The 21,982-nt window shown below is 74.9% G+C and carries 17 protein-coding genes; 8 read left to right on the top strand and 9 right to left on the bottom strand.

The window, feature by feature from the left end:
- Positions 1 to 58 precede the first annotated feature (58 nt).
- Positions 59 to 664: a TetR/AcrR family transcriptional regulator gene (locus ACA514_RS09045; RefSeq protein WP_375040569.1), complete on the top strand. Its 606-nt coding sequence runs from the start codon at positions 59 to 61 to the stop codon at positions 662 to 664.
- On the opposite strand, the gene ACA514_RS09040 is transcribed toward ACA514_RS09045, so the two are convergent.
- The 3 genes from ACA514_RS09040 to ACA514_RS09030 all read right to left on the bottom strand — a co-directional run bounded on the left by ACA514_RS09040 (position 643) and on the right by ACA514_RS09030 (position 4,668).
- Positions 643 to 1,533, bottom strand: a complete 891-nt coding sequence (locus tag ACA514_RS09040; RefSeq protein ID WP_375040568.1) for a DNA-3-methyladenine glycosylase family protein — start codon at positions 1,531 to 1,533, stop codon at positions 643 to 645. The two genes, ACA514_RS09045 and ACA514_RS09040, sit on opposite strands and share 22 nt — an antisense overlap.
- Before the next feature lie 32 nt (positions 1,534 to 1,565).
- Positions 1,566 to 3,569 (bottom strand): HelD family protein, encoded by a 2,004-nt coding sequence (locus ACA514_RS09035; protein ID WP_375040567.1) that lies wholly within the window; start codon positions 3,567 to 3,569, stop codon positions 1,566 to 1,568.
- Between the two features lie 64 nt (positions 3,570 to 3,633).
- Positions 3,634 to 4,668 carry a LacI family DNA-binding transcriptional regulator gene (locus ACA514_RS09030; protein ID WP_375040566.1) on the bottom strand — a complete coding sequence of 345 codons (1,035 nt, stop codon included), beginning with the start codon at positions 4,666 to 4,668 and terminating at the stop codon, positions 3,634 to 3,636.
- A gap of 153 nt (positions 4,669 to 4,821) precedes the next feature.
- Between ACA514_RS09030 and ACA514_RS09025 the strand changes: the two genes are divergently transcribed.
- From ACA514_RS09025 to ACA514_RS09015, 3 genes are all read left to right on the top strand, one after another.
- Entirely contained in the window at positions 4,822 to 6,102 is a 1,281-nt protein-coding gene (locus tag ACA514_RS09025) for an MFS transporter (protein WP_375040565.1), read from the top strand.
- 22 nt (positions 6,103 to 6,124) lie between these two features.
- A complete protein-coding gene (locus ACA514_RS09020; RefSeq protein ID WP_375040564.1) occupies positions 6,125 to 6,820 on the top strand; it encodes an alpha/beta fold hydrolase in 696 nt (231 codons plus the stop codon).
- Between the two features lie 99 nt (positions 6,821 to 6,919).
- Positions 6,920 to 7,729 (top strand): SDR family NAD(P)-dependent oxidoreductase, encoded by an 810-nt coding sequence (locus ACA514_RS09015; protein WP_375040563.1) that lies wholly within the window; start codon positions 6,920 to 6,922, stop codon positions 7,727 to 7,729.
- A gap of 6 nt (positions 7,730 to 7,735) precedes the next feature.
- Here ACA514_RS09015 and ACA514_RS09010 read toward each other — a convergent pair whose 3' ends face one another.
- Positions 7,736 to 9,094, bottom strand: coding sequence for an NAD(P)/FAD-dependent oxidoreductase (locus tag ACA514_RS09010; protein ID WP_375040562.1), 1,359 nt, complete (start codon positions 9,092 to 9,094; stop codon positions 7,736 to 7,738).
- A 143-nt stretch (positions 9,095 to 9,237) separates the two neighbouring features.
- Here ACA514_RS09010 and ACA514_RS09005 point away from each other — a divergent pair, with 143 nt between their 5' ends.
- Positions 9,238 to 10,089: an ATP-binding cassette domain-containing protein gene (locus tag ACA514_RS09005; RefSeq protein ID WP_375040561.1), complete on the top strand. Its 852-nt coding sequence runs from the start codon at positions 9,238 to 9,240 to the stop codon at positions 10,087 to 10,089.
- On the opposite strand, the gene ACA514_RS09000 is transcribed toward ACA514_RS09005, so the two are convergent.
- The 5 genes from ACA514_RS09000 to ACA514_RS08980 all read right to left on the bottom strand — a co-directional run bounded on the left by ACA514_RS09000 (position 10,022) and on the right by ACA514_RS08980 (position 18,162).
- Positions 10,022 to 13,234 carry a carboxyl transferase domain-containing protein gene (locus ACA514_RS09000; RefSeq protein WP_375040560.1) on the bottom strand — a complete coding sequence of 1,071 codons (3,213 nt, stop codon included), beginning with the start codon at positions 13,232 to 13,234 and terminating at the stop codon, positions 10,022 to 10,024. The genes ACA514_RS09005 and ACA514_RS09000 overlap by 68 nt on opposite strands.
- A 140-nt stretch (positions 13,235 to 13,374) precedes the next feature.
- A complete protein-coding gene (locus ACA514_RS08995; RefSeq protein ID WP_375040559.1) occupies positions 13,375 to 14,748 on the bottom strand; it encodes a GH1 family beta-glucosidase in 1,374 nt (457 codons plus the stop codon).
- Positions 14,749 to 14,821: 73 nt separating this feature from the next.
- Positions 14,822 to 15,706: a carbohydrate ABC transporter permease gene (locus ACA514_RS08990; RefSeq protein ID WP_375040558.1), complete on the bottom strand. Its 885-nt coding sequence runs from the start codon at positions 15,704 to 15,706 to the stop codon at positions 14,822 to 14,824.
- Positions 15,699 to 16,742 carry a carbohydrate ABC transporter permease gene (locus ACA514_RS08985; RefSeq protein ID WP_375040557.1) on the bottom strand — a complete coding sequence of 348 codons (1,044 nt, stop codon included), beginning with the start codon at positions 16,740 to 16,742 and terminating at the stop codon, positions 15,699 to 15,701. Before ACA514_RS08985 ends, ACA514_RS08990 begins: the two co-directional genes overlap by 8 nt.
- 7 nt (positions 16,743 to 16,749) lie before the next feature.
- Positions 16,750 to 18,162, bottom strand: a complete 1,413-nt coding sequence (locus ACA514_RS08980) for an ABC transporter substrate-binding protein (RefSeq protein WP_375040556.1) — start codon at positions 18,160 to 18,162, stop codon at positions 16,750 to 16,752.
- Between the two features lie 157 nt (positions 18,163 to 18,319).
- Here ACA514_RS08980 and ACA514_RS08975 point away from each other — a divergent pair, with 157 nt between their 5' ends.
- The 3 genes from ACA514_RS08975 (at position 18,320) to ACA514_RS08965 (ending at position 21,979) form a co-directional block, all read left to right on the top strand.
- Positions 18,320 to 19,639, top strand: coding sequence for an ROK family protein (locus ACA514_RS08975; RefSeq protein WP_375040555.1), 1,320 nt, complete (start codon positions 18,320 to 18,322; stop codon positions 19,637 to 19,639).
- 84 nt (positions 19,640 to 19,723) lie between these two features.
- On the top strand, positions 19,724 to 20,332 hold the full coding sequence (locus tag ACA514_RS08970; RefSeq protein WP_375040554.1) for a TetR family transcriptional regulator: 609 nt from the start codon (positions 19,724 to 19,726) through the stop codon (positions 20,330 to 20,332).
- Between the two features lie 138 nt (positions 20,333 to 20,470).
- Positions 20,471 to 21,979 (top strand): RtcB family protein, encoded by a 1,509-nt coding sequence (locus tag ACA514_RS08965; protein ID WP_375040553.1) that lies wholly within the window; start codon positions 20,471 to 20,473, stop codon positions 21,977 to 21,979.
- Positions 21,980 to 21,982 lie beyond the last annotated feature (3 nt).

Here is a 21,982-nt window from a genome sequence, read left to right as displayed (position 1 = left end):
TACCGCTCCGCATCCGAAAATATGGAGTCCGCACTCCATTTGTCAACGGGAGGCCGCGATGACGACGACCTCGTCCGGGAAGCCGCTGCGCGCCGACGCCCTGCGCAACCGCGCGAAGGTCCTGGCCGCGGCCGAGGACGTGTTCGCCGTGCAGGGCACCGCCGCCTCCACCGAGGAGGTCGCCCGCCGCGCCGGCGTCGGCATCGGCACGGTCTTCCGGCACTTCCCCACCAAGGAGTCGCTGCTGGAGGCGGTGCTCGTCGCGCTGCTGGAGCGGCTGGCCGCACAGGCCCGGGACCTGGCGTCGGCCGCCGACCCCGGCGAGGCGTTCTTCGGCTTCTTCGCCCGCGTGGTCGCGCAGGCGGCGACCAAGCAGGCCGTCACCGACGCGCTGGCCGAGGCGGGCGTCGACGCCCGCGCGGCCACCGGACGAACGGGACAGGACCTGAAGGCGGCGATCGGCGCCCTGCTGGAGCGGGCGCAGCGGGCCGGGGCCGTCCGCGCCGACATCGGCCCGTCCGAGGTCACCGCGCTGCTGGCCGGGATCTCCTACGCCGCCGGGCGGGCCGGCGGCAGCGACGACGTCCTCAGGATCGCCTTCGACGGCCTACGGCCGCAGGACGAAAAGGCGGACCAGGCGGATCAGGCGGCCGCGCGCAGGTAGTGCGCCCAGTAGCCCTGCCATGGGGCGTAGCCGTCGGCGATCCGCTGCAGGTCGGCGTCGGACAGCGGCCGTCCGTAGGCGCGGGACGCGGCGCCGCGCAGCGCCTTCTCCAGCGGCGGCTCGTCCATCCGGCCGAGGCCGCGGATGAGGATGAAGTTCGCCGACCACGCGCCGACGCCGGGGAGGGACAGCAGGAAGTCCTTCACCTCGCCGTACGGGCCGGTGCGCAGGAAGTCCTCGTCCGTCTCAAGCCAGGCGTGCAGGGCGCCGTGCAGGTAGCGGCCCTTGCGCTGGTTGCCGACGAGTTCGGCGATCCGTCCCTCGGGCAGGGTAGCGAGCTGTTCGATGTCGGGGAACGCGGTGTACTCGGCGCCGTCGACGCTGATCCGGTCGCCGAACTCGTCCCGCAGCGCGTGCTTGCCGCGCGCGGCGACGGCGAGCGGCGTGCGCTGGGACAGGATCGCCCACACCAGGTTCTCCAACGGAGTCGGGAACTTCACCTGGTGGTAGCCGTACAGGCGCTCAAGGACGGGCGCGAAGGCGGGATCCTCCCGCCCGATGGCGTAGAAGCCGGTGAGGTCGTCCTCCAGGCTGAGGTGGAAGGAGATCCGGTCGGCCGCGGCGCGGACGACGTCCTCGGTGAGCGGCTCGGTGGCGTGCACGGTCGCGCGCACGGTCGCGCGCACGCCGTCCCCCTCCTGGACGATCCGCGCGGCGACCGTGCGGCCGGCGGCGCGCAGCGCCTTGGTCAGCGTCCCGCCGTCGACCGACTGCTCGCCTGCGGTCGGCCCGAATCCGTCCATGAAGCGCAGCGCGGCGCCCAGGTCGAACGGCGGGGCGGCCGGCAGGACGACGGTCTCGGTGAACATACGGGCCTCCTGCGGAAAGGTGTCCGGGCCGGTCAGGACGCCAGCTCGGCGGGCAGGTCGTCGTGGTGCAGGACGGTCAGCGAGGTCACCGCGCGGGTCAGCACCACGTACAGCCGGGCCAGGCCGCGCGCCTCCGCGGCGGCGATCGCGGCGGGCTCGGCCACGATCACGTGGTCGTACTCCAGGCCCTTCGCCAGCGTCGCCGGGATGACCAGCAGCCGCGCGGTGCCGTCGGACTCGGGGCCGAGCAGCGCGGCGTCGAGCCCCGCCTCCGCCAGCGCCGCCGCGTGCGCGGCGGCCCGCGCGTCCGGCACGATCAGACCGACCGACCCGGGCCGGGCGAGCGCCTCGCGCGCGGCCTCGACCGCCGCCGCCGCGACGTCGGCCACGCGCCGCACGTCCAGCGCCCCGGCGCCGGCGCGGAGCGACCGCGGCCGCTCCAACTCCGGCGCGACGTGCGGAAGGAGCCGGGCGGCGTAGTCCAGCACGGTCCCGGGGACGCGGAAGCCGAGGGTCAGCTCGGTGACCTCCCCGTCCTGACCGAGATGGGTCAGGACCTCCTTCCACGAGCGCGCCGACCAGGCCGTCGTGCCCTGGGCGAGGTCGCCGAGGACGGTCGCCGAGCCCGTTCCGCAGCGGCGGCCGAGCGCGCGCAGCTGCATCGCGGACAGGTCCTGCGCCTCGTCCACGACCAGGTGGCCGAGCGAGGCGGTCCGCTCGATCAGGTCGTTCAGCTCGTCCAGCAGGGCGCGGTCGGCGGCGGTCCACTTCACCGAGCGGTGCGAGCGGGCGGGCCTGGCCCACAGCAGCGCGGCCTGCTCGTCCTCGTCGAGGACGCCCTTGGCGGCGGCGCGCAGGAAGTCGGCGTCCGACAGCAGCCGGTAGAGGACCTGTTCGGGCGTGACCTTGGGCCAGACCCGGTCGAGCAGCTGCTTGACGGGCTTGCTGCGCGCCACCTGGTCCTGGACGCGGTCGTCGGGGGCCTCGCCGCGCTGCTCCATCCGGACGAGGACCTGGTGGGCGAGCCGCTGGGCGAACGCCGCTCGGCCGCTGCCGTAGCGGGTGGTGCCGCGCAGCGCGGCGGCGATCTCCCGGATCTCGTAATCGGCGAGCCGGTACCGGGCGACACCGCGCGTGACCACGAGGCCCTCCTCCGGCTTGCGGACGTGCAGCCACAGCGCCTTGCGCAGCACGTCCGCCATCCGCGCCTCGCCCTTGGCCGCCGACACCGCCGCCGGCTCCTCCCCCAGCGGCTCACCGAGCAGGTCGTCGATGGTGGCCTGCTCGACCCGCACCTCGCCGAGCGCGGGCAGCACCGCCGAGATGTAGGCGAGGAACGCGCGGTTCGGCCCGACGATCAGCACGCCCGACCGCGACAGCCGCTCGCGGTGGGTGAACAGCAGGTAGGCGGCGCGGTGCAGGCCGACCGCGGTCTTGCCGGTACCGGGGGCGCCCTGCACGCAGACGGTGCGCGGCAGGTCGGCGCGGACGATCACGTCCTGGTCCGGCTGGATGGTGGCGACGATGTCGCGCATCGGGCCGGTGCGGGGCCGCTCGATCTCCTCCGTCAGGATGCGGGAGGGGCCGATGTCGGCGCCGCCGTCCAGCGGCTCGTCCTCGAAGGCGGTCAGCTCGCCGCCCTGGAAGCCGAAGCGGCGCCGCAGCCGCCAGCCCATCGGGTCGGCCGGGCCCGCCTGGTAGAACGCCCGCGACACCGGGGCGCGCCAGTCCAGCACCAGCGGTCGGCCCTCGTCGCCGTCGTGGACGTGCCGCCGCCCCACGTACATGACGGCGGGCAGGTCGGGGCCGCCCTCGCCGTCGCGGTCCATCCGCCCGAAGAACAGCGGGGTGCCGGGGTGGTCGGCGAGCGCGGCGACCCGCTGGTCGAGCAGCGACTCCAGGAACTGCTTGGACACCCAGTCCGCCGCGACGTCGGCGGACAGTGATTCCGCGTGCTCGCGCATCCGGCGCAGCGCGGCGCGGGACTCGGCCAGATGGGCGCGCTCGGCGGCGAGGGTCGACGGTTCGGCGGGCATGCCTGCGGACCTCCTGCGGTGAGGTGGTGGATGCGGGGCGGCGAAACCCACTACCTTACCGGCCTCAGGACGACTCGCGCGGCACCATTTCGACGCGGGTGAGCGAGACGGTGCCGGCGGGGTCGCGGTCCCGCTCGGCCACCATGCGGGCCAGCCGCACGGCGAGGCCCGCGGCCGTGACGTCGCCCGCGACCCGGACGGTGCTGAGCCGGGGCCGCAGGAACCGGCCGAGCGGCAGGTCGTCGGCGCCGACGACCGCCACGTCGCGGGGCACGTCGAGGCCGGCGTCCTGCAGGGCGCGCACCAGCAGCATCGCGTACTCGTCGTTGTAGGCGAAGACCCCGTCCGGGCGTCCGGGTCCGGCCGCCCACTCCGCGGCGAGCCGGGCGGCGGCGTCCTCGTCGAAGGGCAGGTCCACGCGCCGCGCCGCCGCGCCCGCCCGCTCCGCCGCCGCCGTCACGCCCGCGAGGCGGCGCGCGCCGAAGGCGTCCAGTCCCGGTTCGGCGGGCACGATCGCCGCGAGGTCGCGGCGGCCCCGGCCGAGCAGGTGGCGGGCGGCGCAGGCGCCGATGGCCCCGTCGTCGATGACCATGGTCGGGACGAGCGGCGACGGCGCGGGGCCGAGCCCGACGACCGTGGCGCATCCGCCGTCGTGCAGCCGGCGGACGGACGCGGCGGTGAGCCGGTCGGTCTCCACCAGCACGGCGGCCGGCCGCCAGCGCATCCAGTCGCGGGCGGCGGCGACGCCGCGCGACCGGGCGTCCCCGTAGAGGGCGAGCGTGAGCCGGTGCTCGCGCAGCCGCTCGACGAGCTCGTTCAGCAGGCTCAGGACCAGCGCGCCCATCGGGGTGGCGGGCAGCGGCATCAGCACGATGTCGCTGCGGCCGGTGCGCAATGTGCGCGCCGAGGCGTCCGGCGCGTACCCGAGCTCCTCGGCGGCGGCGCGGACCCGGGCCCGGGTCGCCTCGCTGATCGTGACGCCCGGGGCGTCGTTCAGCACGTACGACACCGTCGCCTGCGAGACCCCGGCCAGGCGGGCGACGTCCACGCTGGTGGCCGGGCGTCCCGAGGGGGCCGGGTCGCCGGTGTCGGTCGCCATGCCCGCAGTCTCGCGCATCCCGCACTTGACCGTCGGCCGGAGAGGGATGCTATACAGAATTTATACGTATAAGTGACTCGCGTCACCGACCCCCGAGGAGCCCCCCATGAGCCCCACCGACCGCCGCGCAGCGGCCGCGAACGGGACCGTCCGGTGAGCGCGGGGACCGGCGCGGCCCCCGCGCCCCCGGCCGGTGCACGCGCCGGCGCCGCGCGGCCCCGGCGGGGGCTGATGCCGCTGCTGCTGACCGGCAACCTCATGCTGTTGTCCCTCTACGGCGGCGTGGCGAGCATCCTGCTGCCGACGCAGGTCGAGCACATCGACAAGGCGCACAAGGTCGCGCTGCTCGGCCTCGTCACCGGCGTCGGGGCGGCGTTCGCGACGCTGCTCAACCCGATCGGCGGCGCCCTGTCGGACCGCAGCCGCTCCCGCTTCGGCCGCCGGAACCCGTTCCTGCTCGGCGGCGCGCTGCTCGCGCTGGTGTTCGCGGTCGCGCTCGGGAACATGACCACGATCGCGCTGCTGGTGGCCGGCTGGTGCCTGCTCCAGGGGACGGGCAACGTCTACCAGGCGGCGCTCACCGCGATCGTCCCCGACCGCGTGCCGGCGGAGCGGCGCGGCACCGCGTCGGCGATGGCGGGCGCGGGCACCACCCTCGGCCTGCTCGTCGGCATCGTCGTGGCCGGACGGTTCACGCACGCGATCGCGTGGGGGTACACGACGCTGGGCCTCCTGCTGGTCGCGGCGGCGGTCCTGCTGGTGACGCTGACCCACGACCCCCGCCCGGACGAGCTGCCCGCACGCGCCGCGCAGCGGGCCTCCTCGCTGCGGCAGGACCTCGCCTCGTTCCTGTCCGCGCTGCGCGTCCGCGACTTCATGTGGGTGTTCGCCGGGCGCGCGCTGATGATCCTGTCCTACTTCTGCGTCACCGGCTACCTGCTGTACATGCTCGAGGACCACATCGGGCTGCCGCACGGGATGAAGGGGGCGGACGGCGTCGCCCTGCTGACCCTCATCGCCGCGGTGACCTCGGTGGTGACCACGGTCGTCGGCGGGCCGCTGTCGGACCGGCTGGACCGGCGCAAGGCGTTCGTCCTCGTCGCCAGCGCCGGGATGGCGGCGGCGCTGCTGATGCCCCTGCTCTCCCCGCACTGGACGACCATGGTCGCCTTCATGGCGGTCGACGGCCTGTTCTTCGGCGTGTACATGGCCGTCGACACCGCGATGGTCACGCTCGTGCTGCCGCGCGGCGAGGACGCCGCCCGCGACATGGGCGTGCTGAACATCGCCAACGCGGGGCCCCAGATCATCGCGCCGTTCGTCGCGTCCGCGATCATCAGTACGCCCGGCGGCTATCCCGCCCTCTACATCGTCGCGGCGGTGCTCGCCGTCGCGGCGGCGCTCTCGGTCCTGCCGGTCAAGAGCGTCCGCTGAACCCCACCTGGAAGGAAGCCCCGTGAAACTGAAGGTCCACGAGACCGGCGGCGGTGACAGGACGGCCGTGCTGATCCACGGCATCATGGCCTCGGCCGGCACCTGGTGCCGGGTCGCCCCGCTGCTCGCCGCGCGCGGCTACCGGGTCCTCATGCCGGACCTGCGCGGCCACGGCGAGAGCCCGCACACCGCGGAGTACACCCCCGAACTGTTCGCCGCCGACCTGGTGGACTCGCTGCCGGCCGGCGTGGACGTCGCCATCGGCCACTCCCTCGGCGCGCTGTCGCTCTCCCTCGTCGCGGCGGAGCTGCGTCCCGGACGGGCCGTCTACAGCGACCCGGCCTGGAGGATCGGCGGTGACGCGCGCCCGGCGCAGCTGGCGGAGTTCGCGGCGTTCACCAAGACGGCGACCGCGGCACAGGTGCGGAAGATCGCCCCCAGATGGGCGGAGGAGGACATCGCCGCCGAACTCGACGGCTACGCGCGATGGGACGTCCGGGCGGTCTCGTGGCTGGGCGAGGCCGTCGACATGATCCCGGAGCGTCCGGTGGTGCCGTCGCTGGTGCAGGGCGCCGGCGACCGGCGGCTGGTGCCGGACGGCCTCGCCGCCGACCTGCGCGCCAAGGGCTTCACGGTGACGCGGGTCGAGGGCACCGGCCACTGCGTGCACCGCGACGACCTCGACGGCTTCATGGCATCGCTGGAGGGGTGGATCTAGCGGCCCGCCGACCGGACACGCCCCCGCGCCGCGGGCGGACCGCCGCCACGGCGGCGGTGCGCCTTGCCGCGCGGCGCGGGCGTGTGTGACGTTGGCGGCATGGTGAGTCTGACGGGAAAGTCGGCGTTGGTCACGGGTGCGTCGTCGGGCATCGGCGCGGTCGTCGCGGAGGCGCTCGCCGCCGCGGGAGCGCGGGTCGGGCTGGTGGCGCGGCGCGAGGAGCTTCTGGAGAAGACGCTCGCGCGGTGCCGCGAGCACTCCCCCGATTCGGCGATGTGGGTCGCCGACCTGGCGGACCTGGACGGGATCGCCGGGCTCGCGGCGGCCGTGGAGGCGCAGCTCGGCGGCGTGGACGTCCTGGTCAACAACGCGGCGATGCCGAAGCGGCGCCGCGTCCAGGACATGGCGCCCACCGAGAACGACGACGTGCTGCGGCTGAACTACCTGTCGCCGGTGCGGCTGACGCTCGCGCTGCTGCCCGGGATGATCGCGCGCGGGCACGGGCACGTGGTCGCGATCGGTTCGGTGGCGGCTCGGCTCGGGCCGCCGCACGAGGCCGCGTACGGCGCGTCCAAGGCGGCGCTGACCGCGTTCTGGGAGAGCATGGCCGTCGACCTGGAGGGGACGGGCGTGCAGGCGCACATCGTCCAGCCGGCGCTGGTCGACACGGACCTGTTCTCCCTGCCGGGCAACGAGCCGCCGCTCAGCGACCTGTCCGACGCGCTTCCGCCGCAGGAGGTCGCGACGGCGGTGCTGGAGCTCATCGAGAACGGGCGGTTCGAGCGGTACGTGCCGGACTGGTTCGCCGAGATGGCGTCCGGCAAGGCCGCCGACGTCGAGGGGTTCCTCGCGGGCGTGAAGGAGTGGACGCGCGACCGGCTCCGGACGCTCGGCGCCGGGCCGGCCTGACCGGCGTCACTGCAGGAAGCGCAGGGCGAGCCCGGTCAGCGGGCCGCGGCCGCCGTCGTCGGCGCGCTGCAGGACGCGCTGCGAGCCGTTGAGGACGAGCGCGCGCAGCGGGCCCGGCGGCAGCGGCACGGGCCGCCGGGCGGCCATCGGCAAATCCAGCAGTGCACTCTCGCGGTCGAGCAGCAGGTCCCGGGCGATCTTCGCGGTCAGGTGGCTCGGTCCGACGCCGTGGCCGGCGTAGCCGAGCGCGTAGCCGACGCGGCGCCCGCGGCCGAGCCGCCCGGCGTGCGCGAAGCAGTTGACGGTGCCGGCGACGGGACCGCACCAGCCGCGGTCGATCCGCACGTCGTCCAGCTGCGGGAACGTCCAGCGGAACGTCTCCTCCAGCCGCCGGAAGACGTGCGGCGACCGGTCCCGGCTCGGGTCGGGGCCGGCGGGCGCGAACGGCGCGTCGCGGCCGCCCCACAGGATCCGGCCGTCGGGCGTCGGCCGGTGGAAGTGCGGCATGATCCGCTTGTCCTCGACGCCGGCGCCGCCGTCCCAGCCGACGCGCTTCCACTGCTCGCCGGTGAGCGGCTCGGTCACGACGATCGAGGCGACGATGGTGAACAGCCAGCGGCGCAGCGCGGGCACCGCGTGCGCGTAGGCGTTGGTCGCCAGCAGCGCCCGGTCCGCCCTGACGTCGCCGCCGGGGGTGCGCGCCAGCACGTGCGTTCCGGGCAGGGCGAGGGTCTGGACGGGCGTCGACTCGAAGACCCGCACGCCCAGGCGGACGGCGGCGTCGCGCAGGCCGCGGGTGAGCGCCGCGGGGTCGACCAGCAGCGCGTCCTCCTCGAAGTGGCCGCACCGGATCCGGTCGGTGGCCACCAGGGCGCGGCATTCGGGGCCGCTGAGGTAGCGCAGGTCGTCCAGGCCGAGCCGCTGGGACGCCTCGAGGTCCTGGCGGATCCGCTCGTCCTGCTCGGGCCCGTTGGAGACGGTCAGCAGGCCGGGGCGGGTCAGGTCGGCGTCGATCCCCTCGTCGCGGACGAACGCGGCGATCTCGCGCAGGGTGCTCCGCATCGCCAGCCGGGTGGCGCGCGCACGCGCCGGGCCGGTCTTGCGGACGAGGTCGTGGAGGTTGCGGCCCACCATCGTCATCGCGAAGCCGCCGTTGCGGCCGGACGCGCCGTACCCCGCGACCCGCTGCTCCAGGACGGCGACGTCCACGGACGGGTCGGCGTGCTTGAGGTGGATCGCGGTCCACAGGCCGGTGAAGCCGCCGCCCACGATGACGATGTCCACGTCCAGGTCGCCGTCGAGCGCCGGCGCGGGTTCGTAGGGCTTGCGGGACAGCCACAGGCTCCGCGTCCTCCAGTCCGGCATGGCGTCCCTCCGCCCGTCGCCCGCGCGCGCACGCCCATTGCCCGCGCGCGCACGTCTCAGTAGGGTGATGATCCGTCAGTGATCCACATCACACAAGGCCCGCGACGCGGACCGGCGGGCACCGGACCGGCCGGGAGGCGCCGATGTCGACCGCTCAGGGACTGCGGGTCGCGGACGTCACGGTGCGGGTCGGCGGGGCGACCGCCGTCCGGGGCGCCGCGCTGACGGTTCCGCCCGGCACGGTCGCCGGGCTCGTCGGGCCGGACGGCGCCGGCAGGGCGACCCTGTGCGACGTCATCGCCGGGCTGCGGCGGCCCGCGGAGGGCACCGTCCATCTGGGCGACGACGACCTGACGGGCAGCGCCGCGCGGGAGCGCGCGCGGCGCGGGATCGCCCGGACGTCCCCGGAGCCGGAGCGGTGGGGGCGGTCGCGGACCGTCCGCGAGAGCGTCCGGGCCGCGGCGCGCAGGCACGCGGCCCTGCGGGACAACGGCGGCCGGACGGCCCGGGACCGGTGGGCGCGCAGCCGCCGCGCGCGCGGCGAAGCGGGCGGCCGCGCCGACGAACTGCTCGCCCGCGTGGGGATCGCCGAGTTCGCCGACCGTCCGGCGCGGGAGGTGCCGCCGGGCGTCGCGCGGCTGGCGGGCCTGGCGAGGGCGCTGGCCGCCGAGCCCGCCGTCCTGCTGCTGGACGAGCCGTGGACGGGCCTGCCGGAGCAGCGGGCCAGAGCGCTGGAGGTGCTGCTGCGCGACCTCGCCGCCGAGGGCGCCGCGGTGCTGGTCGCCGGGCGCGAGCTGGAACCGGTGCTCGGCGTCTGCGACGTCCTGCACGTGCTGGACGGCGGCCGGGTGATCGCGGCCGGCCCGCCCGCCGAGGTCCGCGCCGACCCGTGCGTCCGGGCCGCCTACCTGGCCGGCGCGGCCCCGGTCACCAGGTGTCCACCCAGCGCCGCGTCCGGTCCCCGATGGGCGGTGCGGACGCGAACGCCGTCGTGACGAGGCGGCGGGTGCCGGCGGGGTCGATGACGTCGTCCAGCTCGAAGACGGTGGCGGCGTTGAGCGCCTTGCCGTGCTCGTAGGCGGCGGCGACCATCGTCTCGAACAGCGCCTTGGGGTCCTCGGCCGCGGCCAGCTCCTTGCGGAAGCCGAGCCGGACGGCGCCCTCCAGGCCCATGCCGCCGATCTCCCCGGTCGGCCACGCGACGGTCGCGAGCGGCGCCTTGAACCCGCCGCCGGCCATCGCCTGGGCGCCGAGCCCGTAGCCCTTGCGGAGCACCACGGTGACGAGCGGGACGCGCAGGTTCGCGCCGATGACGAACAGCCGGCTGAAGTGCCGGACGGTCGCGGTCCGCTCGGCGTCGGGGCCGACCATGAACCCGGGGGTGTCGCACAGCGACACCACGGGCAGGCCGTGCGCGTCGCACAGCTGCAGGAACCGGGCGGCCTTGTCGGCGGCGTCGCGGTCGATGGCGCCGCCGAGATGCGCCGGGTTGTTGGCGATCAGCCCCATCGGGCGGCCCTCGATCCGCACCAGCGCGGTGATGACCCCGACGCCGAAGGCGCGGCGCAGCTCCAGCACCGACCCGGTGTCGGCCAGATGCCCGACGACGCGCCGGACGTCGTAGGCGCGCAGCCGGTTCTCCGGGATCACGTGCCGCAGGACCCGCTGGTCGTCGCAGGTCCAGTCGCCCGCCGGGCCCTGGAAGTAGGACAGGTAGCGGCGGGCCGCGTCGACGGCCTCCGCCTCGTCCTCGACGGCGATGTCGACGACGCCGTTCGGCTCCTGGTCGGTGATCGGGCCGATCTCCTCGGGGGCGAACACGCCGAGCCCGCCGCCCTCGATCATCGCCGGGCCGCCCATCCCGATGTTGGCGTCCCGGGTGGCGATGATGACGTCGCAGCAGCCGAGCAGGGCCGCGTTCCCCGCGAAGCAGCGCCCGGACGCGATCCCGACGGACGGGACGGCGCCGCTCAGCCGCCCCATGGCGTGGAAGGTGGTGACGTCGAGGCCGGACACCATCGAGGTGTCGGTGTCGCCGGGCCGTCCGCCGCCGCCTTCGGCGAACAGGACGACCGGCAGTCGGCGGCGGTGCGCGATGTCGAGCATCCGGTCGGTCTTGCGGTGGTTCTGATGGCCCTGCGTCCCGGCCAGCACCATGTAGTCGTAGGACATCACGACGGCCTGCCCGCCGTTGACCGCGCCGAGGCCGCAGACCATGCCGTCGGCGGGCGTGCGCTCGATGAGGTCGTCCAGTGACCGGCGCTGCCGCTGCGCGGCGATGGCGAGCGCGCCGTATTCCACGAACGTGCCGGGGTCGCAGAGGTCCTCGATGTTCTCGCGGGCGGTGCGATGGCCGCGCGCGTGCCGTTTGGCGACCGCCTCGGGGCGGGCCGCGTCGAGCCCGATCTCGTGGCGCCGGATGGTCTCGGCGAGGTCGGCGCGGATCTCGTCCAGGTCGGCCTCGGCCTCGTCGTCGGCGTGGTCGCCGTCCACCTCGGCGGGTTCGAGGAAGAGCAGCGGCGCGCCTTCGGTCACCGTGTCGCCGGGCGCGGCGGCGACGGCGCGGACGACGCCCGCCTCCCCCGCCCGCACGACGTGCTCCATCTTCATCGCCTCGAGGATCAGCACCGGCGCCCCCGCGCGGACGAGGTCCCCTTCGGCGGCCTCGACGCTCACCACCGTCCCCTGCATGGGCGCGGCCACGGCGACCGTGCCGGGCGGCGCGTCGGGCACGGCCTGCTCGGGCGCGGCCGACTCGTCGGCCGATGGCGTGTAGAAGCGGTGGTGCTCGCCGCGCAGCAGTTCGGGCAGGTGGTCGGCGACGAAGGACGTTGGGACGCCGCCGGCGGTGAAGTCCGGGTGCCGCAGGACGCTCTGCAGCAGCGGGATGCTCGTCGCGACGCCCGCGATCTCGAACTCGCCGAGCGCGCCGTGGGCGCGGGCGGCGGCCGACGGGAGGTCCTCCGCGCGGGCGATCACCTTCGCCAGCAGCGGGTCGTAGCGGGGGCTCGTGCGGTAGCCCGCCTGCCCGTAGGTGTCGACGCGGACGCCGGGCCCGGTGGGCGGCGCGAACGCGGTGAGCGTCCCGGCGTGCGGATGCGGGGAGCCGTCCGCGCCGATCGTCTCGGTGTTGACGCGGACTTGGACGGCGCAGCCGGACGCGGGCGGCGGCGCGGCCAGCCCGACGCCCGCCAGGTCCTCCCCCAGTGCGAGGCGGATCTGGGCCTTCACCAGGTCGACGCCGGTGATCTCCTCGGTGACGGTGTGCTCGACCTGGAGGCGCGGGTTGGCCTCCAGGAACCAGAACCCGTCATCGGAGACGAGGAACTCGAACGTGCCGAGGCTCGCGTAATGCACCCGCGCGGCCATCCGGACCGCCGCGTCCAGCAGCGCGTCCCGCACGCCCTGCGGCAGCGCCGGCGCCGGGGCGATCTCGATGAGCTTCTGATGGCGCCGCTGCACGCTGCAGTCGCGTTCCCACAGGTGGGTGACGGCGCCGGAACCGTCGCCCACGATCTGCACCTCGATGTGGCGAGCGCGCGGCACGTGCTTCTCGGCGTAGAGGTCGCCGTTGCCGAACGAGGCGAGCGCCTCGGAGCGGCACCGCTCGTACGCCTCCGCCATCTCACCGGGGTCGCCGACGACGCGCATGCCGCGTCCGCCGCCGCCCGCGAGCGCCTTCAGCATGACCGGGCCGTGCTCGCGCGCGAACGCCGCCGCCTCGGCGAGCGTCACCGGCCCCGGCGTGCCGGGCGTCACCGGGACGCCCGCCTCGCGGGCCAGTTCGCGGGAGCGGGTCTTGTCGCCGAACAACTCCAGCAGTTCCGGACGCGGGCCGACGAACGTGAGCCCGGCGGCGGCGCACCGCGCGGCGAAGGCGGCATTCTCGCTCAGGAAGCCGTAGCCGGGGTGGATCGCGGTGGCACCCGCGTCCTTGGCCGCGGCGATCAGCGCGTCGGCGTCGAGGTACCCCGCGACGCCCTCGCCGGGCAGCGCCCGGACGTCGTCGGCGCGGCGGGTGTGCGGGGAGCCGGCGTCGTCGCGGGTGTGCACGGCGGCCGTCCGCAGGCCGAGCTCCGCCGCCGCCCGGACGATCCGCAGCGCGATCTCACCGCGGTTGGCCACAAGGATCCCGCCCACCGGCTCCTCCTCACCCTCGCGCCCGCCCGTCGCGGGCCCGGTGGAGCCTCACTGTAGGCGGGCGGGACGGGCGGCCCGGGCCGGGGCCCCCATGCGGCGAAGGGCCCCGGCCCGGACGGTCAGCGACCGCGCCCGGACGGTCAGCGGCCGCTCGCGACCGCGCCCGCGGACAGCCCGCGGTGCGCGCGGATGATCTCGGCGTAGCGGTGCCCGCTGTCCTTGACGGTCCGCCTCTGGGTTCCGAAGTCGACGTGGACGAGCCCGAACCGCTGCGCGTACCCGTACGCCCACTCGAAGTTGTCCAGCAGCGACCAGGCGAAGTAGCCGTCCAGCGGGACGCCCCGCCGGATCGCCGCCGCGCACGCCGCCAGGTGTCCCTCCAAATACGCGGCGCGCTCGGGGTCGTGGACCGCGCCCTCGCCGGTCACGGTGTCGGTGTACGCCGAGCCGTTCTCGGTGACCATGACGCTGCGCGGCGCGTACTCCTCGGTGACCCGGACGAGGATCTCCGCCAGCCGGTCCGGGTGGATCTCCCAGTCCATCCCGGTGCGCGGCGTCCCCGCCGGGGTGATCTGCCGCGCGTGCGGCGGCGGGCCCTCGGGGTCGGCGACGTTGACCGAGCGGCGGTAGTAGTTCACGCCCAGCCAGTCCAGCGGAGCCGCGATCGTCTCCAGGTCGCCGGGCCGCACCGGCGGCTCGACCCCGTACACCTCGATCATGTCGGCGGGCAGGCCGCGCCCGTGGATCGGGTCGAGCCACCAGCGGTTGTGGTGGCCGTCCTCGCGGCGCGCGGCCGCCACGTCCTCGTCCCGGTCGCTGCCGGGCTCGCAGTCGGTGAGCAGGTTGACGACGCCGACGCGCGCGCCGGGCGCCGCGGCGCGGATCGCCTGGACGCCGAGGCCGTGCGCGAGCATCAGGTGGTAGGAGGCGGGCACGGCCTGCCGGACGTCGGCGGCCCCGGGGGCCATCACGCCCCGCAGGTGCCCGAGCCACGCCGCGCAGACCGGCTCGTTCAGCGTCGCCCACGACGTCACCCGGTCGCCGAGCGCCTCCGCGACCACCGAGGCGTACTCGGCGAACCGCTCGGCGGTGTCGCGGGACGGCCAGCCGCCGCGGTCCTGGAGCGCCTGCGGGAGGTCCCAGTGGTACAGCGTCGGATGCGGCTCGATCCCCGCCTCCAGCAGGCCGTCCACGAGCCGGTCGTAGAAGGCGAGGCCGGCCGGGTTCACCGCGCCGTCCCCGTCCGGCAGGACGCGCGGCCAGGCGATCGAGAACCGGTAGGCGCCGAGCCCGAGCGCCGACATCAGCGCGACGTCCTCGCGCCAGCGGTGGTAGTGGTCGCAGGCGACGTCGCCGGTGTCGCCGGCGGCGACCGCGCCCGGGACGCGGCAGAACACGTCCCAGATGGACGGGGCGCGGCCGCCCTCGCGGGCGGCGCCCTCGACCTGGTAGGCGGAGGTCGCCGCGCCCCACGCGAAGTCGGGGCCGAACGCGGTCAGGTCGTCGATGGGCACAGGTCTCCCTCGATGGTGAAGTGAAGCGCGGTGGTGAAGCGAGGCGTGGCGGTCGGGACTGCGGGCGGGACGGTCACTTGACGGCGCCGGCGGTCAGGCCGGTCACCAGGAAGCGCTGCAGCAGCAGGAACCCGGCGACGACGGGGACGCTCACCACGAGGGAGGCGGCCATCACCTGGTTCCAGTAGACCTCGTGCTGCGTCGAGTAGCCCTGCAGGCCGATCGACAGCGTCCGGGTCTGGTCGTTGGTCATCACCGAGGCGAACAGCACCTCGCCCCACGCGGTCATGAACGCGTAGACGGTGACCGCGACGATGCCGGGCAGCGACGCCGGGACGATCACGCGCAGCAGCGCGCCGACCGGGCCGCAGCCGTCCACCCGCGCCGCCTCGTCCAGCTCGCGCGGGATCGACTCGAAGTAGCCGACCAGCATCCAGATCGAGAACGGCAGCGAGAACGTCAGGTAGGTGAGGATCAGCGCGCCCCGGCTGCCGTACAGCGCGAGCCCGGTGGCGTTCCCGACGTTCACGAAGATCAGGAACAGCGGGAGCAGGAACAGGATCCCCGGGAACATCTGCGTGGACAGCACCGTCACGGTGAACGCCCGGCGGCCGGCGAACCGGTACCGGCTCACCGCGTACGCGGCGCCGATCGCGATGACGACCGACGCCACCGTGGCGCCGCCGGCGACGATGACGCTGTTGGTGAAGTAGCGGGCCAGCGGCACCGTCGACCACATGTCGACATAGGGGCGGAAGGTCGGCTCGGTGGGGATCCAGTGGAAGGCGCCCCGCACGTCCTTCAGCGGCTTCAGCGACGAGCTGATCATCGCGTAGACCGGGACGAGCGTGAACACCGCCAGCAGCGTCAGCACGATCCGGCGCGTCCAGCGGAACGACGCCGGCGGGTCGGTCGGCGCGCGGCGCCTCTTGGCGCGGGGCGGCGCGGTGTCATGCACGGGCGGACCTCCGGCGGGATGTGGCGATCAGGTACACCGCCGTGACCAGCAGCAGGAACAGCAGGAGCAGGACCGACATCGCCGATCCGGTGCCGAAGTTCCAGGTGAGGAACGACGCCCGGTAGATGTGCAGCGAGATCAGGTCGCCGCCGGCGGACGGCGCCTTCCCGAACAGCACGAACGGCGTGTTGAAGTCGTTGAACGTCCACAGGAACAGCACGAGGACGAGCACCTGGTTGATGGGGCGCAGCGCCGGCAGCGTGATGTGCCGGATCTGCCGCCAGATCCCCGCGCCGTCCAGCGCGGACGCCTCGTACAAGTCGCGCGGGATGTTCTGCAGCCCGGCCATCAGCACCAGGAACGCGAACGGCCACGACCGCCACACGATGACGGTGACCAGCGCCCAGAAGCTGTTGTCGCCGATCAGCCAGAACGGGCGGTCGCCGCCGGTGAGGTGCAGCTGGTCGGCCAGCACGTGGTTCACCATGCCCGTGTCGCGCTGGAACAGGAAACCCCAGGTCATCACGGCCGCGTAGACCGGCAGCGCGTACGGGACGAGGAAGGCGGCGCGCAGCAGCCCGCGTCCGCGGAACCGCTCCTGCATGAGGATCGCGGCGGCCGTCCCGAGCACCCACGACAGCCCGACGGCCAGCACCGTGACGCCGACCGTCACCAGGAACGAGGTCAGCAGGTCCTTGCCGATGGCGGCGTCGACGTCGACGGCGACCCGGTAGTTGCCGAGGCCCTTGCCGGGCGCCTTCGCCCAGTCGCGGATGTAGAAGAGGGTGAGCTCGCGGAAGCTCATCCAGACGCCGACCGCGATCGGCACGACGTGCACGATCAGCTCGGCGACCACGGCGGGGGCGAGCAGCAGGTAGGGCAGCAGGCGGGGCGGGAGCCGGAACCGGCCGCGCGGCCGGCGGGGGCGGCCCGCCGGCCGCTCCCCGCCGGCCCCCGGGCCGCCGGGCCGCCCGTGCCGGGCCCCCGCGGCGCGGCCCTCGCGGGCCGTGCCGGGCGAGACGTTGGCGGAGGTCATGCGCCGGTCACTGGCCCATCTGCTGCTGGGCCGCCTCGAGCTTGGCCTTGATCTTCTCGTCGGTGACCGGGCGGCCCGCCGCCGCGTCGGCGAACAGCTCCTTCATCGCGGTCCCGACGGCGGTCTCGAACTGGCTCTCGGCCGGGACCTGCGGCAGCGGCGCGGCGTGCGAGGCCAGGATGTCCTTGAACACCCGGGTGTCGGGGGTGTCGAAGGCGGGGTCGGCCTGCGCGGCGGTGACCGGCGGCAGCGACCCGTACGCCTTGTTGAGGATCTTCTGCTCGTCGTCGCCGGTCATGAACTTGGCGAACTTGAGCGCGCCGTCGCGGTTGTCGGTGTTCTTGAAGACCGCGAGGTTGATGCCGCCGACCATCGAGGTGATCGGCCGCCCGCCGGGCGGGGCGGGCGACGGCGCCGGGATCGGCACCACGCCCCATTCGCCGGCCTTCATCCCGAGGTTGGTGAAGCCGCTGGTGGTCGTCTGCCACATGAGCATCGCGGCCTTGTGCGTCGCGAAGTCGTTGATGGACTGGTTGGCCGAGTACTCGGCGTTGCCGGACGCGGCGACCTTGTCGGTACCGAGCAGGCCGACGTAGGACTTGATCGCGGCGACGGCCTGCGGGGTGGCGAACTGCGGCTTGCCGTCCGGGGTGAAGAAGTCGGCCCCGTACATCTGGCCGATGTTGAACGCGGCGTGCACGTTCTCGGGGATGCTGGCGCCCTCGATCGCGATGCCGTGGACCCCGCCCTTGGTGAGCCTGCGGCCGTCGTCGACCATCTCCTGCCAGGTCTTCGGCGGGTCGAGCTTGGCGTCGGCGAACATCTTCTTGTTGTAGTAGAGCCCGTAGGCGGTGGAGTAGAGCGGCACGGCCGTGGGGTCCTTGCCCTTGGCGCCGGCGCTGGCGAGCGCGGCGGGCACGAACCGCTGGGCGCCGCCGACGTCGGCCATCGCCTTGGAGTCGAACGGCATCAGCCCGCCGGTCGCCTGCAGGGACGCCGACCAGGTGTTGCCGATGTTCAGCACGTCCGGGCCCTGCCCGGAGGTGGTGGCGGCGAGGATGCGGTTGAGCAGGTCGGTCCAGGGGACGACCTCCAGCTTGACCTTGATGCCGGTCTGCTGCTCGAACTTGGCCAGCTCGGGGTTCAGGACGCGCTGGTCGGCGGCGATGTCGGCGCCCTGGTTGCTGGCCCAGTAGGTCAGCGTCTTCGGCGAGCCGTTCCCGCCGCCCGACGTTCCGCCGCCGCACGCCGCCGCGGCGGCCAGCAGCAGCCCCGCGGTCAGTCCGGCGGTGAGCCCCGTGGCGGTGCGCCCGGCGCGCCGCCGTACCGGGCGCCCCGGACGGCGGGACCGTGCGGCGGCGAGCGGTTCGCCGGAGGATGTCGCGCTGTGTCCGGACGCCGGTGAGGTGGGGTGGCGCATCGGCTCGGCCTTCCGCGTAGCAGTGAGGTGCGGTCGCTCCGGGAGAGTTACATCACACCTTATTTCAGGCCGTGATCTAAGCAGTGACATAATGACCGGGTCAAGACCTGAGAACCTTCGGGGACGCGGCCGCCCGGCCGCGCCGAAAGGGGGCCCGATGCCGGACCGGCGCCGCAGGACCGTGCGCGATCTGCGCCGTGCGAACCGCTCGGTGCTGCTGCGCCGGCTCTACTTCGACGGCCCGCTCAGCCGCCAGGACCTGGCCCGCGAGACCGGGCTCAGCCCCGCGTCGGTCAGCAACGTCGTCGGCGAGCTGATCGAGGCGGGCCTCGTCGTGGAGGCGGGCAGCGTGGAGTCCGACGGCGGCCGGCCGCGGGTGCTGCTGAAGACGGCGGCCGGTTTCGGCCACCTGATCGGCGTGGACGTCGGCGAGACGCGGGTGATGGTGGAGCTGTTCGACCTGGAGCTCACCCAGCTGGCCAAGGCCGACCTGCCGCTCGGCGACGGCGGCCACGACGAGCGCGCCGTGGTCCGGCACATCCTGGACGGGCTGCCCGCCGTGATCGGCGGCGCGTCGGTCGACCCGTCCACCATCATCGGCGTCGGGGTCGGCGTCCCGGGCGTCATCGAGCACCGCGTCACCGGCGGCGGGACCGAGGCCGTCGTGCACTGCCAGACGATCGGCTGGGACGGGGTGCCGCTGGAGCGGATGCTGCGGGCGGGCACCGGCCTGCCGCTGTTCGTCGACAACGGCGCCACCGCGCTCGGCCAGGCGGAGATGTGGTTCGGCGCCGGGCGCGGGCACCGCAACGCGGTCGTCGCGCTGATCGGCTCCGGCGTCGGCTCCGCGGTGATGATCGACGGCTCGCCCTACCGGGGCGCGGCGGGCAGCGCCGGCGAGTGGGGGCACACGACGTCGCAGGTCGGCGGCGTCCCGTGCCGGTGCGGTTCGCGCGGCTGCCTGGAGGCGTACGTGGGCGCGGCGGCGCTGCTGGAGCGCTACCGGGCGGCGGGCGGCCCGGCCGGCGCCGACGAGGAGGCCGCGCTCGCCGGGCTGCTGGACGACCCGTCGCCGGCCGCGGCGGACCTGCGCGCCGACGTCGCCGAGCACCTCGGCGCGGGCGTCGCGGACCTGGTCAACCTGTTCAGCCCCGAGAAGATCATCATCGGCGGGTGGGCGGGGCTGCTGGTGGGCGGCCGGATGCTCGGCGACATCGTGGCCGCGACGGCCCGGTACGCGCTGCGGCAGCCGTTCGCGCAGACCTCGATCGAGCTGTGCCACCTCGGCCCGGAGGCCGTCGCGGTGGGCGCGGCGACGCTGCCGCTCGCGCACCTGCTGGACAACGGCGGCGAGCCCGCCACCGCGCCGCCCGCCGCGACCGCCCCGACCGCGCCGCCGGCTCAGCCGCTGGCGGGCCGGGTCGCGCGCGGCGAGTACGTCAACGGGACGCGCGGACGCCCCTCCGGCAGCCGGTAGACCGCCCGGTCGAGCGCCCGGTAGTCGATTTCCGTCACCGGGCAAGGATAATGACGGGGTGACCGCCGGCCGGAAGGACGACTCATGAGCGGTGCGGAACGTCCGGTGCGCGAGTGCCTGCTGGACGCCGCCGCCGCGCTCCTGGTCGAGCGCGGCTACCGGGCGGTGCGCATGCAGGACGTCGCCGCCGCGGCCGGGGTGAGCCGGCAGACCGTCTACAACGAGTTCGGCGACAAGTGGGGCCTGGCGCAGGCGGTGGTGGTCCGCGACAACGAGCGCTACCTCGACGGGATCGACCAGGTCCTGTCCGAGCACGAGGACCTGTACTCGGCGGTGGTCGCGGCGGTGCTGTTCACGCTGGAGATGTCCGCCGACGACCAGCTAAAGAAGGCGGTGCTGACCGGCGCCGACGGCGACGACCTGCTGCCGCTGCTGACGACGCGGGCCGAGCCGGTGCTGTTCACCGCCAGCGCGCGCCTCGCCGAGCACGCGCTGCGCCAGTGGCCGGCCGTGGGCCGCGACGCGCTCGTGGAGATCGCCGACGCGGCGGTCCGGCTGACGATGAGCCACATCATGCTGCCGTCCGGCCCGCCGGAGCAGGTCGCGCACTTCGTCGCGCGGATGGTGACGAGCTACATCGGGGCCTACGGGAAATCCGGTGGCCCCGCCGGGGACCGCGCGGTACGGTCGTAACCGCCTCGCGGCTGCTGAACCCGAGGAACAGAGCGGGCCTTCTCGCCCCGCTCCCCCGCCGTCGCGCGCGTCCGCGCGAACGGCTCCCGTTCTCGTGCGCGTTCTGCGCGCTTTCCGGCAGCCCGAAGGACTCCCTCCATGTCCGCACGTCAGGACCGGCGGCTCGTCCGCACCGACGACCACTGGCTTCACCTTCCCAACCCGCACGGCGTCCCCGTGGAGATCTGCGCGGGCGGCGACGTCCCGCTCGAGCACGCGGCGGTCGAGGAGGCGCTCACGCTCCTGGACACCGCTCGCACGCTCCAGCGGCTCGCCGAGGCCACGCCCGGCTACGACGGCCCGGAGCCGCGCGTCACCCGCGTCGCGCTCACCCCCGACTTCCACAAGGGCGCCGGCATCCCCATCGGCACCGTCCTGGAGACCGAGCACGCGCTGCTGCCGCAGGCGGTCGGCAACGACGTCAACTGCGGGATGCGGCTGGAGGTGACGTCCCTGCGCGCCGACCGGGTGCGGCCTCGGCTGGACGCGCTGGAGCGGCGGCTGCGGCATCTGTTCTTCGAGGGCGGGCGGCGGATCGCGCTGACGCCCGTCCAGCGGGAGGCGCTGCTGCGCGACGGGCTGCCCGGCCTGCTGCTGGCCGGTGGCACGCCGTGGCAGGGCGTCCGGGACGAGGACGCCGACGACGCGCTCGACCGCATGCACGCGCCCGGGTTCCCCGTCGAGACGGCCGAGGCGTTCGCCGACTGGGTCGGCAGCGCGGGCGGCGCCAGCCACGACAGCGTCATCGGCGGGATCGGCGGCGGCAACCACTTCGCCGAGCTGCAGTACGTGGCGCAGGTGCACGACGCGGCGGCGGCGCACGCGTGGGGGCTGGCGCCCGGCACGGTCGTGACGATGGTGCACAGCGGGTCGCTGTCGCTCGGCCACCAGGCGAACACCACGGCGCTGGACGCGCTGCGCGCCGGCTGGCCCGCCGGGCTCCCCCGTCCGGGCAACGGGATCCTGCCGTTCCTGCTGGACGAGCGGTCCGCGCGGGCGCGGCGCCGGTACCTGGACGCGTTCGGCAATGCCGCCAACTTCGCGGCCGGGAACCGGTTCTTCCTGTCGCTGACCATGCGGGCCGGGCTCGCGGCGGAGTGCGGCGACGCGGATGCGCGGCTGCTGTACGACGCGCCGCACAACCTGTTCTGGCAGGACGGCGACCGGGTGGTGCACCGCAAGGGCGCCACGCCGGCGGGCGGGCACGGGGCGATGGCGGGCGGCCCGTACGCGATGTGGGGCGAGCCGGTGATCGTCCCCGGTTCGATGGGCGCGGCGAGCTTCGTGCTGCGCGGCCACGGCGACCCCCGCACACTGGCCAGCGCGTGCCACGGCGCGGGGCGGCGGGTCCCGCGCGGTGCGTCGGCGCGCGGGAACGACGCGGAGCTCGACGCGTTCCTGCGCGAGTTCCGCGTCGTGACGCCGCTGGACCACCGCGACCCGATGGTGGCGCGGCGGTCCGACGTGATGGCCGCGTGGCGCCGCGACCTCAAGCAGGAGGCGCCGTGGGCCTACAAGGACATCGGGCCGGTGGTGTCGAGCCTGCGCGGCGGCGGCGTCGCGACGCCCGTCGCGGAGCTGCGGCCGCTGCTGACGGTCAAGGGATGATCC

The organism is Actinomadura sp. NTSP31 (assembly GCF_041951385.1).
GTDB lineage: Bacteria > Actinomycetota > Actinomycetes > Streptosporangiales > Streptosporangiaceae > Spirillospora > Spirillospora napierensis.
The sequence above is the reverse complement of the archived record's forward strand: the minus strand, read 5'-3'. Positions and strand labels throughout refer to the sequence as shown.

What these genes read in the sequence shown, in the direction of transcription:
- ACA514_RS09040 (WP_375040568.1), bottom strand. Translation starts at nt 1,533, where the DNA reads ATGTTCACCGAGACCGTCGTCCTGCCGGCCGCCCCGCCGTTCGACCTG.
- ACA514_RS09010 (WP_375040562.1), bottom strand. Translation starts at nt 9,094, where the DNA reads ATGCCGGACTGGAGGACGCGGAGCCTGTGGCTGTCCCGCAAGCCCTAC.
- ACA514_RS09015 (WP_375040563.1), top strand. Translation starts at nt 6,920, where the DNA reads ATGGTGAGTCTGACGGGAAAGTCGGCGTTGGTCACGGGTGCGTCGTCG.
- ACA514_RS08970 (WP_375040554.1), top strand. Translation starts at nt 19,724, where the DNA reads ATGAGCGGTGCGGAACGTCCGGTGCGCGAGTGCCTGCTGGACGCCGCC.
- ACA514_RS08980 (WP_375040556.1), bottom strand. Translation starts at nt 18,162, where the DNA reads ATGCGCCACCCCACCTCACCGGCGTCCGGACACAGCGCGACATCCTCC.
- ACA514_RS09045 (WP_375040569.1), top strand. Translation starts at nt 59, where the DNA reads ATGACGACGACCTCGTCCGGGAAGCCGCTGCGCGCCGACGCCCTGCGC.
- ACA514_RS08985 (WP_375040557.1), bottom strand. Translation starts at nt 16,742, where the DNA reads ATGACCTCCGCCAACGTCTCGCCCGGCACGGCCCGCGAGGGCCGCGCC.
- ACA514_RS08975 (WP_375040555.1), top strand. Translation starts at nt 18,320, where the DNA reads ATGCCGGACCGGCGCCGCAGGACCGTGCGCGATCTGCGCCGTGCGAAC.
- ACA514_RS09005 (WP_375040561.1), top strand. Translation starts at nt 9,238, where the DNA reads ATGTCGACCGCTCAGGGACTGCGGGTCGCGGACGTCACGGTGCGGGTC.
- ACA514_RS09030 (WP_375040566.1), bottom strand. Translation starts at nt 4,668, where the DNA reads ATGGCGACCGACACCGGCGACCCGGCCCCCTCGGGACGCCCGGCCACC.
- ACA514_RS09035 (WP_375040567.1), bottom strand. Translation starts at nt 3,569, where the DNA reads ATGCCCGCCGAACCGTCGACCCTCGCCGCCGAGCGCGCCCATCTGGCC.
- ACA514_RS08965 (WP_375040553.1), top strand. Translation starts at nt 20,471, where the DNA reads ATGTCCGCACGTCAGGACCGGCGGCTCGTCCGCACCGACGACCACTGG.